Origin of the sequence: Vibrio sp. FF145 (genome assembly GCF_041439075.1) — a bacterium.
Taxonomy (GTDB): domain Bacteria; phylum Pseudomonadota; class Gammaproteobacteria; order Enterobacterales; family Vibrionaceae; genus Vibrio; species Vibrio tasmaniensis_A.
In genome coordinates, this window is sequence record NZ_JBGONH010000013.1 from 1 (window position 1) to 14,591 (window position 14,591).

Consider the following 14,591-nt stretch of genomic DNA (forward strand, 5'->3'; position numbering starts at 1 on the left):
CATCTGTAGGATCGTTCAACTGATCAGGAAAATGCTTAAATGATCAGTGTTAGCCTATGAAGGGCGGTTTTTTTGTATCTGGTTTCTGCACCTGAGAGGTGTTGTCTCAGGTTACAGAGTCATTCGAAAGGCTTTAGAAATCAAAGGTTGAGAATGAATACGCTAAGATATGGTCGGCAATGTATTTGTGGGTGGCGGTCGTTGGGTGTGTTACTCCCCAGAAGACATAGCTGTCTGATCCGTACGCTGCGCAATCATTGGTTAAGCTGTGACTTTTTAGGTAGTCGGCTGCTGAGCTTCTATTGATATTTAGGCAGGCATCACTCGCGTTTCGAAAGCCATGTTGCTCTGGATTATCGGTAATGCTGGCGAACAACGCGCTTGCATCGAACAACACCACGTTTTTACCCATGCTTTGGTAATACTTGGCCTGCGTCTTGATGAATTGATTGAACTCTAAAATCTTGCCACGAACTTTAATGATCTCTTGTTCAGTTGAGTATTTGAATTGAGGTGCTTTGGTTGCATCGGGCAAGGTGAACAGCAGGATATTGTTTGCACCAGATTCCGTTAAGCGTATCAAAGCGCTGCTGAAATCGGCCTTTACATCGGCCACTTCTCGGTTGTAGTTCATAAAGTCATTGAGGCCAAACTCTAAAGTAAACAACGAGTTTTCAGGGCGGTAGTTTTTGGCGACTTTCATATAGGTTAAGTAAGAGGTGACTTGGTCATACACTCCGGTTAATGCGACGTATTGATTGGTGCCAGCAGCCCCACCTACTGCCCAGTTATAAAGAGGCACATCTTTCGCCTTGGCTAAATACTCTGTCCAGACTAAACCGTTTGAAAAGTGCCCTAAAAACCATGAGTTAGCGTTCGGGAAAACCCATTGAGAACCGTTAAATAGGTTACCGGTGTCAGAAAGACTATCACCGAAGGTGACGATACGGTTGATGGTGTTCGCTTGGACAACGTTGTCATTTGTCCAAATCGAGTGGTTATAAGAGAAGCGATTGTCTGCTGCAAAGTAAGTGATGTCTGCGGCGTCATGTTGGATGTCGAGCGTCTGTTCACAACGCTGCTTGATTTCAGATTGAGGAGCGTCACTGTAGAACATGTTCTTGAAGGATACAGAAGACCACCAGTATCCATTGATTGTGTAGTAATCACCATTTTCCTTTTTCGCCCATTTCCAGTCGGTGGCTGGAGAGTCATGTGAGGCATCGGTTCGATACCAGCATCGAACATAAGAATAGGTCTCTGAACCTTGTGTACTAAATACTTGCGCGGATGTAATGGATTCAGGTGTCGGTATTGAATCTTCAGCAGCATAAGCGCCAAAAGGCAGGGTTAATGCGAGTATAAAAGCCGTATTTTTCATCACTGTATTCTCTTTTATATTTAGTGAGCCAAACAAAACGTTGTTGCTTGTGACTGTTTTAATAACTAAATTTCAGATAACTGGTATGACCTATATCTAAAACCAATAGCTCTCGTCAATACATTCAGGTTGTTAGCTGCTCATAACTGGCATAAGTGTCAAAGTTTCAACCACTTTTTGATTGAAAAACAATGGCTTCGAAGTGAAATGGCTAATATCTAACATTTGATTTTAACGAACTATCGCAGGCAAACACGTCGTCATTGACCGGTATGTGATGACTTGTCTATTGAATGCTAAATGAAAACGTTATCAGAAGGGTGGGAGGTAAATTATAATTTAATCAGTAGCTTACCCGTTGGTAATATCAAGCTACGTTGCATTTTCTATGTTCATCACAATTGTTTAATTCAAGTTCAATATCACAAATATCAAGTTGTTACTTTTTGTTTTATAAAATCATCATCTACGGTTTCTTTACTCATCAGAGGTCTAATCTGTTTAAGGAAAGAGCATTGAAAAAGATATTAATTTGGACGATAGCCTGCCTATCCAGTTTTGGCGTCTATGCCGGAACAAGCGCATCAGCATTAGAAACCAGCGGATACACTGCAACGAAATACCCTATTATGTTGGTACACGGCTTGTTTGGTTTCGATACATTAGCAGGCGTGGATTACTTCTATGGCGTACCGGAGTCTCTAACTAAAGATGGTGCGAGCGTATACGTTGCTCAGGTTTCTGCTACCAACAGTTCCGAAGTTCGTGGTGAACAGTTACTCGCTCAAGTTGAGACGCTGTTAGCCGCGACAGGCGCAAGTAAAGTGAATCTAGTTGGTCATAGTCACGGTGGTCCTACTGCGCGCTATGTCGCATCGGTTCGACCTGATCTTGTTGCTTCGGTGACGAGCATTGGTGGTGTTCATAAAGGCTCGAAAGTAGCCGACCTCGTACGTGGAACCGTATCAGAAGGTTCAGCCGCGGAAGGTATTGCGGTTAAGTTGGCTGGTGGATTGACGACGCTCATCAACCTGTTATCTGGTGGAACGGATCTTGACCAAGATGGCCTTGCATCGCTTGAAGCGTTGACCACTGAAGGTTCGCTTGCATTCAATCAGTTTTACCCTGAAGGCGTTCCGACGTCTGCGTGTGGTGATGGTGAATGGCAAGCAAACAACGGTGTTTATTACTATTCATGGACAGGATCTTCCACTTTTACCAACCTTCTTGATCCTACCGACGGAGCGATGACAATCCTTGGTTTAGCTTTTAATGAACCTAATGACGGGTTAGTGGGAGCATGTAGCGCGCATTTGGGCAAAGTGATTGGTGATGACTACAAAATGAATCACCTAGACGAGATCAATGGACTATTGGGTATCCACCATCTTTTTGAGACAGATCCAGTGACCTTATATCGTCAGCACGCCAATCGATTGAAGTTGGCCGGCCTTTAGGTAGCACTAACCGTTTATTAAGAGAATAAGGAAAGTATGATGAAAAAGATCGCCATTTTGTCGATAACCACGATAGCCCTGATGAGTACAGCGGCGGTCTTTTTATATGTAACCTTTTCGCCGGCTAAAACAGAGAATCTAAATTCAAACAACAAACAACAGGACGCTTCCTCACTGAAGGTTAGCTCTCAACAAGATACTGAAATCGATAACGCATCAGCCAAAGACATGATGGAATATTTCGTGTCAGGCAATACAGAATTAACCCTCGAAGATATTCGTGACAACGTGGCAAAACACCATGAGCAATCACAAGCCGCGGTGGTCGATGAAGCTTTGTTCGCTAAATATCTTGAGTACAAGTCGGCACTGACATCATTAGATGTCCAATTTGATACCACCTCAATATCCGCAGAGGATCTACGCGCACTGAATCAAGCTCTCCTCGATCTTCAAGCGAAGTTTTTCAGTGAGAGTGAGATAAGTATTTTGTTTACCCATGACAACAGAATGAGGGAAATCGCTTTAGAAAAGTTACTTCTGAAACAAGAAGGGCTAGACGAGTCAGAATATCAGCAAAGGCTTGAGTCTTATCTATCTGAACAGCCAGATTACGTTCAAACGAGCCATCAGAATCAGGTATTACTCCCACAGTTATCCAGTTCAGAAGGTCTAGACGAACAAGGTAAATACTTGAAGAGAAACGAACTGCTCGGCGAAGAAGCGACGCAGAGGCTCGAAGCGCTTGATCAACAAAGGGCGGACTTTGATGGAGCTTTAGAAATTTACTTTGTTGAACGAAATGACATTTTGAATGACTCCGAACTCTCTGAAATTGAGCAACAAGAGACTATCGCACAACTTCGGACTACGTATTTTCAGCCAGAACAACTTCGAAGAGTCGAAGCGATTGAAAGAATCAGAGCCGCTGAGAGCGATCAGTAATCTCCAGCAATTAAAAAAGCCAACTACTGATGACTCAATAGTTGGCTTAAAAATGAAGGTCGGTTACTGCAATCTGTACATGTTAAGTAAGTGCTTACAGTTTAAGGCTTAAATTTTGTATCCTAGAGCCTATACCATAAGCCCTTGCAGCTTGAACCTTAAAGCTTATTCGCCCTTACCCCTTAAACCTTAAAGAAGCCCAACTGCTGCTTTTGTTGTTCAGCGAGGTTTGATAACTCGTGGCTTGCTGCTGCAGCTTGGGTAATGCCTGTTACATTTTGGCTTACTAAGCTGTAGATATTTGAGATATTACGGTTAATGTCTGAAGTCACTTGGCTTTGCTCTTCTGCTGCAGCGGCGACCTGAGTGTTGATTTCCGTGATATCCGTTACTGAGTTCGCAATGCCTGAAAGTGCAGAGCTTACCTCACCCGAAAGAGTCTGGTTATGTTCCAACATAGACAGCGAACTGCTCATACTCTCATTCGCGTTTCCAGATTGAACCTGCAAGCCTTCAATGATGGTTTGGATTTCTTTGGTCGAATCTTGTGTACGTGCTGCTAGCATTCTCACTTCATCAGCTACAACCGCAAAACCACGTCCGCTTTCACCTGCACGAGCGGCTTCAATGGCAGCGTTAAGCGCAAGAAGGTTAGTTTGCTCTGAGATGCTTTGAATAACCTCAATGACATTACCAATCTTCTCTGAGTGCTCTTTTAGCGTGCCAACAACGTTCGCAGCTTCGCTAAGCTGAATCGCCATTTGCTCGTTTGCTTGGTTACTTTCATTAAACAAGCTCATGCTGTGTGTCGCCATTTCGTCAGCTTGCTTAGACGCGGAGTCGGCTTGTACTGCATTTTCGTTGACGTTTGCTGCTGTGCTCTCAAGTTGATTCACGGCAGAAGCAACTTGTTCCACTTCTTGCTTCTCTTGGTCTGAGTTCGCACTTGATTGTGTCATTACAGCAGCTAGTTCAGTCGATGCTGACGCAACTTCGATGCTGATTCGAGACAGTGAACTTACCGTGTCACGCAATTGCTCAACGGATTTGTTTACGTCTTGCGCAAGACGTGAGATCTCATTGTCTCCATGTTCTTCGGCTTTTACTAGCAGGTTACCTTTTGCTACTTCGCGCATGGTTGCCTGAATATTGTTGATTGGTTTAACAATGATGCCAGCCAGTGTCCAGCTAATAACAAGAGCAATAGAAAGAATCACTAAAAGCCCAATAGTCGCAGTATTTAGGGTGCTAGTGTGTTGCTGACCATTGGTATGGACTTGTTGAGTAGCAAGCAAGTTTAGCTTTTTAGAAAGACTGTCGATTGCTTTTACCATTTCGTTACCTGCATGGCGGTATTGGTCAATTGCCGTTTGGTAACGAGTATCAAAGTCAGAAGTTAGCACTGAATTACCGTGTTTTGCTTTTAACAGGGGAAGCATGGTATTGCGTGAAAAGTTAACGTAATGGTCCATCGCTTTGCTCATTGCTGCGACTTCATCTTGCATACCTGGCACTGTGTCTAATGAGCTCAGTAGGCGTGAGTTTTGATCGCGTTTTTGATTAAGCGTTTCAACGAGTGTGTTTACATCATCAGGGTTGAACAAGCTATAGATTGCTTTGATGCGCATGCCGTAACTATTGTCGACGATTTCGCTGAGTTCTTCTTTATGTAGAATGAGTTGATCTGTTGCTGTTGATACATCTTTAAATGCGTTTTCCAGCTTGTCACCACCGATGATGACACCCGTCAAAAGTAATACGACGGAAAAGAGTACTGGAATAAGAATTTGTATTTTAATTGATAAGCCACTGAGAAGTTGGCGCATGAATTGTCCCTCTATAAATAAGTAAATGAGCCGATGCAATTGCTTTTATTATAATTATCCCGTGATTCTAACTACTGAGAATGACAATTCAATCAGTAATACATTCGATTTAGATATATGCGATAGGTAATTGATAAATTACGGTCATTTATTGTGCAAAATGAGCGTTTTTCTTTATTTCTCTATGGTTTGCCCGTTCTGGGTGGCTGTGCGGTAATTGGTAATATTCGGTGTTGGTGGAATGTTGAACGATTTTGGTTAAATAGATTGAAATAAATGTTTAACGTTTATGAGTTATTTAAACTTATTGCTTCAAGGTTATTTGACACGAAAAAAGACGAAAATAAATGTCAGCTGTCATATAGGCTTCAATTTAATGAAACACAACTGTCACATTCAGATTCTAAAGTGGGCACCGTTCAAGTTAAACACAACGGCAATAACGCCACTTAAGGAAATTTGTGATGAAAAAGACAGTTATCGGTGCAATCGCTCTTTTAGGTGCACTAACAGTGACTCCAGCTTCAGCTAAAGAAACTATTTCAGCAGTTGGTTCAAGCAGCGTGACGCCACTGATGGAAGTTTTCTCTGAAACATACATGAAAACGAATTCAAACGTATTTATCGAAGTACAAGGCCCTGGTTCGTCTGCTGGTGTTAAAGCGGCGAAGAACGGCAGTGCAGATTTAGGTATGTCTTCTCGTAACCTTAAAGATAGCGAGAAAGAAACAACACTAGTTGAAGAAGTGGTTGCTCGTGACGGCATCGCAGTCGTGGTTAACCCTAAGAATGGTCTTGACGGTCTAACGGCTGAGCAAGTAACGGCTATCTACAAAGGTGAAGTAACAAACTGGAAAGACGTTGGTGGTGCGGACAAGCCAATCGTAGCAATCACTCGTGATACAGCATCTGGTACTCGCGGTGCATTCGAAGACATCATGTCTCTTAAAATGAAGATTTCTGGCACGAAAGTATCAGCAATCTCTCAACGTGCTCAAGTTGCTAACGGTAACGGTGCACTAAAAACAATGGTTGCATCTAACCCTTACGCAATCGGCTATATCTCTTTAGGTACAGTAGATAACTCAGTAAACGCGCTTGCAATTGACGGTACTGAAGCATCTGTAGACAACGTTAAGAACGGTTCTTACAAAGTAGCTCGTCCTTTCCTAGTACTTTACAAAGAAGGTAAGCCTTCTTCTGAAACTCAAAAGTTCCTAGATTGGATGCTAACTGACGAAGCTCAATCTCTTGTTGAGAACAAAGGCTACATCTCAGTTAACTAATCTATATCTCAATTAATTAAATATTGCTCAGCCTACCTTTTCAGGCTGAGCCTTTTCTATCCCACTTCGAGTTAATCCGTACGCTTATACAGCGTGTTAAGGATTTCGATATGTGAGACTTGTTATGACCATCGCAACGAATAGTGAACAGCTTATGAATAGCGAAGCGACTCAACTGAAACGCGGCTTACGTAAAAAGAAGCGTGTAGATTGGAAAGAGCGTATTTTTCACGGCTTATTCCTTACTAGCGCAATCATCGGCATCGTATCCCTTGCTGTTATTGCTTTTTTCATCGTTAGAGAAAGTATCCCTGCGTTCCAGGAAGCGGGCCTATCGGGCATCGTGCTAGGACAGAACTGGCTACCACCAGCACTTTACGGTGTTGCTACCATGATTGTGGCATCTGTCGTATCGACATTAGGTGCAGTAGTGGTCGGTGTGCCGATTGGTGTGTTAACGGCAATCTTTATTGCTGAAATCGCGCCAAAGCGTCTGGCGGACATCATTCGTCCTGCTGTCGAATTGCTAGCGGGTATACCTTCGGTAGTTTACGGCTTCTTCGGTCTCGTTATTATCGTTCCCCTGATTCAAAACGTATTTCAAGTGCCTGCGGGTAACACGATTTTGGCGGGTATTATTGTATTGGGAGTGATGATCCTTCCGACGGTAATTACGGTTTCTGAAACCTCAATCCGTGCTGTACCAAGAACGTACAAAGAAGGCTCTTTAGCGTTAGGTGCTTCAAAGATCTTTACCATCTTTAAGTTGCTCGTTCCGGCTGCTCGCTCAGGCATTATGACGGGCGTAATTTTGGGTATCGGTCGTGCATTGGGTGAAACGATGGCAATCATTATGGTGATGGGTAATGCGCCGGCAATGCCTGAAGGTATCTTGGATTCAGCTCGTACACTAACCGCGAACATTGCGATTGAAATGTCTTACGCGAGTGGTATTCACGCAAGTGCGCTATATGCGACGGGTGTTGTTCTCCTTGTTTTCATCATGTCTCTGAATGCAATTCTCCTTTACTTGAACCGTGAGAAGGCGAGGTAACATTATGTCTTTAGAAAATAACGTAGCACCTCAAGCTAACCCTACGAATTCGCAAGGTAAGACGATGAATAAAATCGCGTTAAAGAAAGCCCGCGCACGTAAAGACGCCGTTCTGAATGGTTTTATATGGGCTGCTGCCGCGTTAACGGTGGGCTTTTTGTTCTGGATTATGTGGTACATCCTCTCAAACGGCTTGCAGCACGTTGATTGGAATTTCATCACGGATGACTACACGCGAACGGGCGATGAGCACGGCATTTTTCCGATGATCATCTCGACAATCTACATGGTTATTGCTTCGATTTCGGTTGCTGCGCCATTGGGTATCATGACGGCAATCTACCTGACTGAATACGCAAAAGTAGGCAGTCGCTTAGTTAAGATCATTCGATTTTGTACCGAGTCATTAGCAGGTATTCCGTCAATCATCTTCGGTCTGTTTGGTATGACATTTTTCGTGGCTATTTTAGGTTTAGGTTTCTCTATCCTATCGGGCGCGTTGACTCTGAGTATCTTGATTCTTCCAGTGATTATTCGTACTACTGAAGAAGCATTGATGGCGGTATCTCAAACTTATCGAGAAGGCTCATATGGTTTAGGTGCTTCTAAAATCTACACAATCTGGCGTTTGATTCTACCAAGTGCAATGCCGGGTATTATCACTTCAGTTATTCTGAGTATTGGTCGTGTTATTGGTGAATCAGCGCCAGTATTCTTGACCGCAGGTATGGTTGCTCGTATCCCAGATTCACTATTGGATTCTGGCCGTACATTAACCGTTCACTTATATAAGTTAACGACGGAGCTATTTACCATTGAAGAATGGAATCAAGCATACGGCACAGCAACAGTACTGATTGTTCTTGTACTGCTGATCAACACACTCACGAAGTTGATCGCAAGACGTTTTAATACTGCAACTTACTAAGCAGGGTTTTCTAGAGCCAAATGAGCTCCTAAAACAAAAACAGTACAGACTTTGACGAATTACGAGATTACGAATATGAACAAATTTAATATTAAAGACCTAGACCTTTTTTACGGCGAAAACCAAGCGCTTAAATCAATCAACCTACCCGTGCCAGAGCGCCAAGTGACCGCTTTGATTGGCCCGTCGGGTTGTGGTAAATCAACGCTATTACGTTGCTTGAACCGAATGAACGATCTTATTGAAGGTGTAAAAATCACCGGCCTTCTTGAGATGGATGGCGACAACATCTACGGCAATATAGATGTGGCTGATCTACGTATCAAAGTCGGCATGGTTTTTCAAAAGCCAAACCCATTCCCAATGAGCATCTATGAAAACGTGGCATACGGACTACGTGCTCAAGGTATCAAAGACAAAAAGCACATTGATGAAGTGGTTGAAAGTTCACTTCGCGGCGCGGCGCTTTGGGATGAAGTGAAAGATCGTTTGAAAGCACACGCATTCGGTTTGTCTGGTGGTCAGCAGCAACGCCTATGTATTGCTCGCACCATTGCAATGCAACCAGACGTAATTTTGATGGATGAACCTACTTCAGCTCTTGATCCAATTGCGACTCATAAAATAGAAGAGTTGATGGAAGATCTGAAGAAGAACTTCACTATCGTTATCGTAACGCACTCAATGCAGCAAGCCCGCCGTATTTCAGATCGCACGGCTTTCTTCCTAATGGGGGAGCTTGTAGAGCACAACGAAACCAGCGTTATCTTCAGCGAACCAAAAGATGATCGCACTAAAGGTTATGTAAACGGTGACTTTGGTTAATTGCTTAATCGATAACGTGGTCAATACCACTAACTGAAACGCAGGTTAGATAATCGATTCGATTTACAGAATTATCACTATAACTATAAGCGATGGAAGTTTTGCCCCACTTTAGGTGGGGCTTTTTTATGCTGTTAAAAAGCATCACATGTCGACGAAATTTTGGGCAGGAAATCCCATTTTTGTAGTCCTTCTCATGCTTGTGATAATGCAAAAGGTCAAATTGCGACCCACTTAACATCTCATTTTTAGTTATATTGATTGCATATCAAGGCTTCTGTATTTTTGCGTTATTCTTATTAGCCAATGGATCAACGCCGTGCATGTTAAAGCCTTTGCAAAACAGATATCTGCTACGCGTGACCACCGTTTATTGGCTGAGTCTCTGTTTGACTACCTGATTAAAATGCTTGGTCCCCAAGGGATCGGAATATTTTCAGAGCCAATACCAGAAAGCGACTCGTTACCGTTGTTTTCCTACGGTGAATTAACCTCTCTTGATCATTACCCTTCAACATTTTGGCCATGGGTTTCACAGTTCGACACTGCAGACGGTGTGTTACCGATGTCGCTCAATACGTGCAAGTGGGATCACAGTAAAGCGCTTGGTGGAGAGTCGTTCATCATGATGCTCGACAACGCCCCAGCCTGTAGAACTTATTTAATTATTCAAAATTGCATCGCAGAAAAAGTTAATCAAACCTTTGACCAAGGGCTGGATGGCCTTCAATTAGCGGCAGCTCGCTGGCAGTGTATTCGCGCAGAAAAAAATGCAGCTATCGAGATTAAGCATAGGGATACACGTGAAGCGCAATATCTTGATGAAATTAAGCTTCGAGAGTTGTTTGTCGAGAATATGAAATTGGTTCATCAGGTGGCGTTAGAGCTCTCGAACCCTGAATCATTGGATGCACTCTACAAAGCATCGGTAGAGGCGGTACGCGATAGACTTGGTTTTGATCGCGCCATATTTATGTTGCTTGATATGAAAAAACGTTGTTTTAGTGGCACCTACGGCACCGATGAACTAGGAAAAACAAACAGCGAACATCACACTCAATATGACCTGCATCAGCTTGAATCGGAATATATCGAGGCATTGTCTGACAACCACACTAACTTGGTCGTTATTGAACAGGCTCCACTCTACACTGAAGGTAAGGTTGTAGGGCAAGGGTGGAATGGCATGCTTATTTTGCGTGAAGGGGATAAACCCGTAGGTTGGATTGCCATGGACAACTACATTCACCGCTCGCCAATCACCAATTACCAAAAGCAGATGCTTGAATCGTTCGGCTCTCTGCTGTCTCAGATATACATTCGTAAACGCCAAGAACTGAACATCCGAATGCTGCATTCGAGTATGGTTGAGTTGTCTCGCTGCGATAGCGTCAGTGCTGTGTGTAAGTCCGCCGTCAGTTTTGCTATTCAGCATTTAGGCATTGATCGATTAGCCGTTTTCCTTACCGATAAAAATTGCAGTTACATGCAAGGTACTTGGGGTACCGATATAAAAGGCGATATTGTCGATGAGTCTTATTATCGATCAGAGCTGGTAGAGCGTGACATTGTGTCTGCAGCTCGTACTTACCCTAACCAAGTCGCTTTTGAAGAATCGGTCCCTATTTATCATGATTACAATATTGTCGGGGTTGGCTGGACGGCAATGACAATGCTCACCACAAATACAGGCGTTCCGATTGCGTTTATCGCTGCGGATAATTTGCTAACACGAAGCCCTTTAACTTCACAACTGCGTGAAGTGATACGTATCTTCGCCTCTAGCCTTGCTGAAGTTTTACAAAGAACCATGGCGCAAGAAGAGATCAAAAAGCTCAATGAAACCCTAGAACAAGAGGTTAGCAAGCGAACTCAAGAGCTTGAAAATGCGAATGAACAGCTCGATGTAATTTCTAAACTCGACCCGCTGACTCGTCTTGGTAACCGCCGTATGCTGTCACAAGTTTTAGATGATCTGAATTGTGAGGAACAAGGTGCATTTGCTACGCAGAATGAGGTCACCTTTGGGTTAATTCTTGTCGATCTTGACCATTTTGGTTTGTACAACAGTGTCTATGGCCATACTGAGGGGGATGTCGCTTTACGTGCCATTGGCAAGATACTGAGCACTCATGTTTACGGTGATCAAGAAACCTTCTGCCGTATCGGCGGTGAGGAGTTTATGTTGTTGATGATCGGCACCAATCACACAACAACAAAGCAGCGTGCAGAGTCGATTCGACAAAGTATTGAAGATGCAAAAATTCTCCATTGTAAAAGTAGCACTAGCCAATATTTAACCGCGTCTGTGGGTTATGCATCGATAACTTCGGATCAGTGCCAGTTCGATTTTGATTTGTTGTATGGCAAGGCAGATAAGGCTTTGTATAAGGCGAAAGATTCAGGGCGAAATAGAATTGTCTCGGCTATGAAGCGAAGAAAAGTTGCAGCTACACTGACTTAGTGTGGTATCTGTTTTTCCCGTTCTCAAAAACGACTGAAGCCGTGATGTTCACAATGTGGTCATCACGGCTTCGTTCTTTTTCGTTTACTTAGATTTTCTGCCTAATTAGCTTTCTGCTTACTTAGCTTTCTGCTTACTTAGAGCGCTGGTTAATTACAGCCTTTCTAATGTGCTCTTGTGTGCTTTGTTCGAGATGCGTTTTGGTTTCTTAACCGCTTTGATTGCCTCAGAAGGGTCCCATGACTGACTTGGTGAGCAAGCTTCAGCATAGAGGCTCTGATTTAGCTTGGTGAGCTCAGCTTCGATTGTTTCTAACGTCTCATCACTCAAGTCTGGGTTTTCTGTTTTCCACTGTTCGAACAAAGTTCTCGTCTTCACACCGTCTTTCATTTTCAGAGCGGCAATCAGCGCTTCTGCCGTATCGGATTGACGTTCATCTTTTTGCGTTGGTTTTACTGCTGTACCGCGGCGTGACCAGAAGTAGAAAGCAATCGCAGAACTGGTTAACCACAACATAGCAAATAGCGCAGTGAGATAAGGCCATACTCCTGGATTATCAACGCTAACAACCGTCGGGCTTACTTGTTGTGCCGGTGCTTCAATCGCTGGAGGAGGCATACTTGATGTTGCTCGCTCGCTAGCTTGTATCGACAATTTTAAGCCAAGCGCTTTACTGGTTTGTTCCGATTGCGTATCGGTGTTGAACCAAGCTTGAGACACATCAGGAAGCGAGATATTTCCAGCCTCTTTCGGAATCAATACTTGCTTATAAACAACCACAGCATCACCAGACTGGTTTGTGCCAAATTGCGGTTTCTCTTCATAAACACGTATCGATTTAGGGTAGGTGATGTTTAGTTTCGGCAGTTGGTGTTGTGTTAAATTACGCGCTGTCATTGTGATGGTGCGAGTTAACGAATCACCGGCTTCCAATTTAAAACCTTGCTTATTACTATCGAAACCATCGCTATCTGTTAGTTCATTACCTTGGCTGTCTGACCATTTCTGTAGCAACTTAAAGTCAGAGGTTGGTAACCACTCACCTTGATAGCCTTTTGGTACAGGCTTGACGGTGACATTCAGACTTTCAACAGGAGTATCGAGCTGGAAAAGGCGAGTTTTGCTTGAGTTGTTGGTTGAGTAAACAACAGCACCGGTTAACTTTGGCCCTTGAAGCTGAAATTGTCCTGCTTGCTGTGACGATATATGGAAAGATTGCTGAACAACTGTGACTTCTTGTCCGTTGATAACATCTTGGAACTGTTTCGACTCACCGATGGGTTCCACGTCCAAATTTGATGAGTTTGGTAGAGAGATCTGGGGATCTTGTAATCTTCTTGGATCCGCTTTGATGATGAGCTTTACATCAAGCTCGGCGACTTCTTGTGGATACAAGATGTTTTTGCTGAGATTTAATTGGAATTCCGCCATATCACTCTGCTTTGGAGCGGCTTTATTAATCGAAACGTTGATGGTGATCGGTTGGGTTTTGGCACCTTCAATATCAAAGCTAGGTATTTCTAATCGGCCTAATCGAAGTGGGGCAAGGGTAATATTCCACTCGCTAGACACAGTGCGGCTACCATTGACGATTCGCATCGATGACCCAAAGCTTGGGGTGCCGACGTAGAAATTCTTCTGAAGGAAGGTTAGATCTAAAGCACCGGACGATACTTTTTCATCGGTCGCCACTCTAAGTAGGAAGACTTCATCTTTGGTAACACTGTTTTGCGAAACACTCGCCACAGCGGTCGCTGCGAATACAGAGTGTGACGAGAAAACACCGATTAGCAGTGTCAGTAGCATTGATAAAAATGGCTTGTTTAAAAATCGCATGGTTACCACTTTTTGTTTTGGTTGTTAGGAGCACTTTTTTGGCGTGCTTGTAGAATCATTTGCGCTTTAAGCAGTTGGCTCGGGTCACGGGCGCTTTCTACTTGCTCAAGCTTTCGCATATCCGGATCGCTCGACATAGGTTGACCTGATGCTTGTGCTGCAGCTGGTTGAGTGTTGTTATCACTGTCTTCCTTAGCAGCCTCTTGTGCTTGGGCAGTTTGAGATGCTAAGTCACCTTTGTCCTGTGACTGTTTATCTGCTTGATCCGCTTTGTTTTGTTGCACAGCTTGCTTGTCGCTTTCTTCATCCGTCTTGGAATCAGAGCGGCTATCATCAGCTTGGCTTTGGTCAGTATTCTGATCTTGGTTTTCACTTTGATCTTGTTTGTTGCTTTGATCTTGGCTGCCACTTTGACTTTGCGACTTCCCATTGTCAGCTGAGCTTTGTGGTTGATCCTGCGAGCTTTGCGAAGAATCATTTTGCTGACCTTGCTGGTCTTGTTCATTTTGGTCTTTGGAATCAGAATCGTGTTGCTGTTGCTGTTGCTGTTGCTGTTGCTGTTGCTGTTGCTGTTGCTGTTGCTGTTGCT

At 43.6% G+C, this 14,591-nt stretch carries 10 protein-coding genes and 1 pseudogene; 7 read left to right on the plus strand and 4 right to left on the minus strand.

Annotated features, from left to right (window positions below; translation table 11 throughout):
- Nucleotides 1-133: 133 nt before the first annotated feature.
- A complete protein-coding gene (locus ACED42_RS06840) occupies nucleotides 134-1,381 on the minus strand; it encodes an SGNH/GDSL hydrolase family protein (protein WP_371694649.1) in 1,248 nt (415 codons plus the stop codon).
- Between the two features lie 515 nt (nucleotides 1,382-1,896).
- Here ACED42_RS06840 and ACED42_RS06845 point away from each other — a divergent pair.
- Both ACED42_RS06845 and ACED42_RS06850 read left to right on the plus strand, forming a co-directional pair.
- On the plus strand, nucleotides 1,897-2,838 hold the full coding sequence (locus ACED42_RS06845; protein WP_017096241.1) for a triacylglycerol lipase: 942 nt from the start codon (nucleotides 1,897-1,899) through the stop codon (nucleotides 2,836-2,838).
- 39 nt (nucleotides 2,839-2,877) lie between these two features.
- Nucleotides 2,878-3,783 (plus strand): lipase secretion chaperone, encoded by a 906-nt coding sequence (locus tag ACED42_RS06850; RefSeq protein ID WP_371701936.1) that lies wholly within the window; start codon nucleotides 2,878-2,880, stop codon nucleotides 3,781-3,783.
- 182 nt (nucleotides 3,784-3,965) lie between these two features.
- Here the strand turns inward: ACED42_RS06850 and ACED42_RS06855 are convergent, their stop codons facing one another.
- The gene (locus tag ACED42_RS06855) at nucleotides 3,966-5,609 is read right to left on the minus strand and encodes a methyl-accepting chemotaxis protein (RefSeq protein WP_009845824.1); all 1,644 of its coding nucleotides are present in this window, start codon (nucleotides 5,607-5,609) and stop codon (nucleotides 3,966-3,968) included.
- A 464-nt stretch (nucleotides 5,610-6,073) separates the two neighbouring features.
- Here ACED42_RS06855 and ACED42_RS06860 point away from each other — a divergent pair, with 464 nt between their 5' ends.
- From ACED42_RS06860 to ACED42_RS06880, 5 genes are all read left to right on the plus strand, one after another.
- The gene (locus ACED42_RS06860; RefSeq protein WP_009845822.1) at nucleotides 6,074-6,895 is read left to right on the plus strand and encodes a phosphate ABC transporter substrate-binding protein; all 822 of its coding nucleotides are present in this window, start codon (nucleotides 6,074-6,076) and stop codon (nucleotides 6,893-6,895) included.
- Nucleotides 6,896-7,019: 124 nt separating this feature from the next.
- Nucleotides 7,020-7,949, plus strand: a complete 930-nt coding sequence (gene pstC / locus ACED42_RS06865; RefSeq protein ID WP_009845821.1) for a phosphate ABC transporter permease subunit PstC — start codon at nucleotides 7,020-7,022, stop codon at nucleotides 7,947-7,949.
- A gap of 64 nt (nucleotides 7,950-8,013) precedes the next feature.
- Nucleotides 8,014-8,877 (plus strand): phosphate ABC transporter permease PstA, encoded by an 864-nt coding sequence (pstA, locus tag ACED42_RS06870; RefSeq protein WP_269334819.1) that lies wholly within the window; start codon nucleotides 8,014-8,016, stop codon nucleotides 8,875-8,877.
- A gap of 75 nt (nucleotides 8,878-8,952) precedes the next feature.
- Nucleotides 8,953-9,702: a phosphate ABC transporter ATP-binding protein PstB gene (pstB, locus tag ACED42_RS06875; RefSeq protein WP_009845819.1), complete on the plus strand. Its 750-nt coding sequence runs from the start codon at nucleotides 8,953-8,955 to the stop codon at nucleotides 9,700-9,702.
- 319 nt (nucleotides 9,703-10,021) lie between these two features.
- Nucleotides 10,022-12,166 carry a diguanylate cyclase gene (locus ACED42_RS06880; protein WP_371701938.1) on the plus strand — a complete coding sequence of 715 codons (2,145 nt, stop codon included), beginning with the start codon at nucleotides 10,022-10,024 and terminating at the stop codon, nucleotides 12,164-12,166.
- Between the two features lie 153 nt (nucleotides 12,167-12,319).
- Here ACED42_RS06880 and ACED42_RS06885 read toward each other — a convergent pair whose 3' ends face one another.
- Together ACED42_RS06885 and ACED42_RS06890 are read right to left on the minus strand one after the other, a co-directional pair.
- Nucleotides 12,320-14,002, minus strand: coding sequence for a BatD family protein (locus ACED42_RS06885; RefSeq protein WP_371701940.1), 1,683 nt, complete (start codon nucleotides 14,000-14,002; stop codon nucleotides 12,320-12,322).
- Between the two features lie 2 nt (nucleotides 14,003-14,004).
- Nucleotides 14,005-14,591, minus strand: a pseudogene (locus ACED42_RS06890) (hypothetical protein); the annotation flags it as partial.

Coding starts and splice junctions, on each gene's coding strand:
- ACED42_RS06840 (WP_371694649.1), bottom strand. CDS start 1,381: ATGAAAAATACGGCTTTTATACTCGCATTAACCCTGCCTTTTGGCGCT.
- ACED42_RS06850 (WP_371701936.1), top strand. CDS start 2,878: ATGAAAAAGATCGCCATTTTGTCGATAACCACGATAGCCCTGATGAGT.
- ACED42_RS06855 (WP_009845824.1), bottom strand. CDS start 5,609: ATGCGCCAACTTCTCAGTGGCTTATCAATTAAAATACAAATTCTTATT.
- ACED42_RS06860 (WP_009845822.1), top strand. CDS start 6,074: ATGAAAAAGACAGTTATCGGTGCAATCGCTCTTTTAGGTGCACTAACA.
- pstC (WP_009845821.1), top strand. CDS start 7,020: ATGACCATCGCAACGAATAGTGAACAGCTTATGAATAGCGAAGCGACT.
- pstA (WP_269334819.1), top strand. CDS start 8,014: ATGAATAAAATCGCGTTAAAGAAAGCCCGCGCACGTAAAGACGCCGTT.
- pstB (WP_009845819.1), top strand. CDS start 8,953: ATGAACAAATTTAATATTAAAGACCTAGACCTTTTTTACGGCGAAAAC.
- ACED42_RS06885 (WP_371701940.1), bottom strand. CDS start 14,002: ATGCGATTTTTAAACAAGCCATTTTTATCAATGCTACTGACACTGCTA.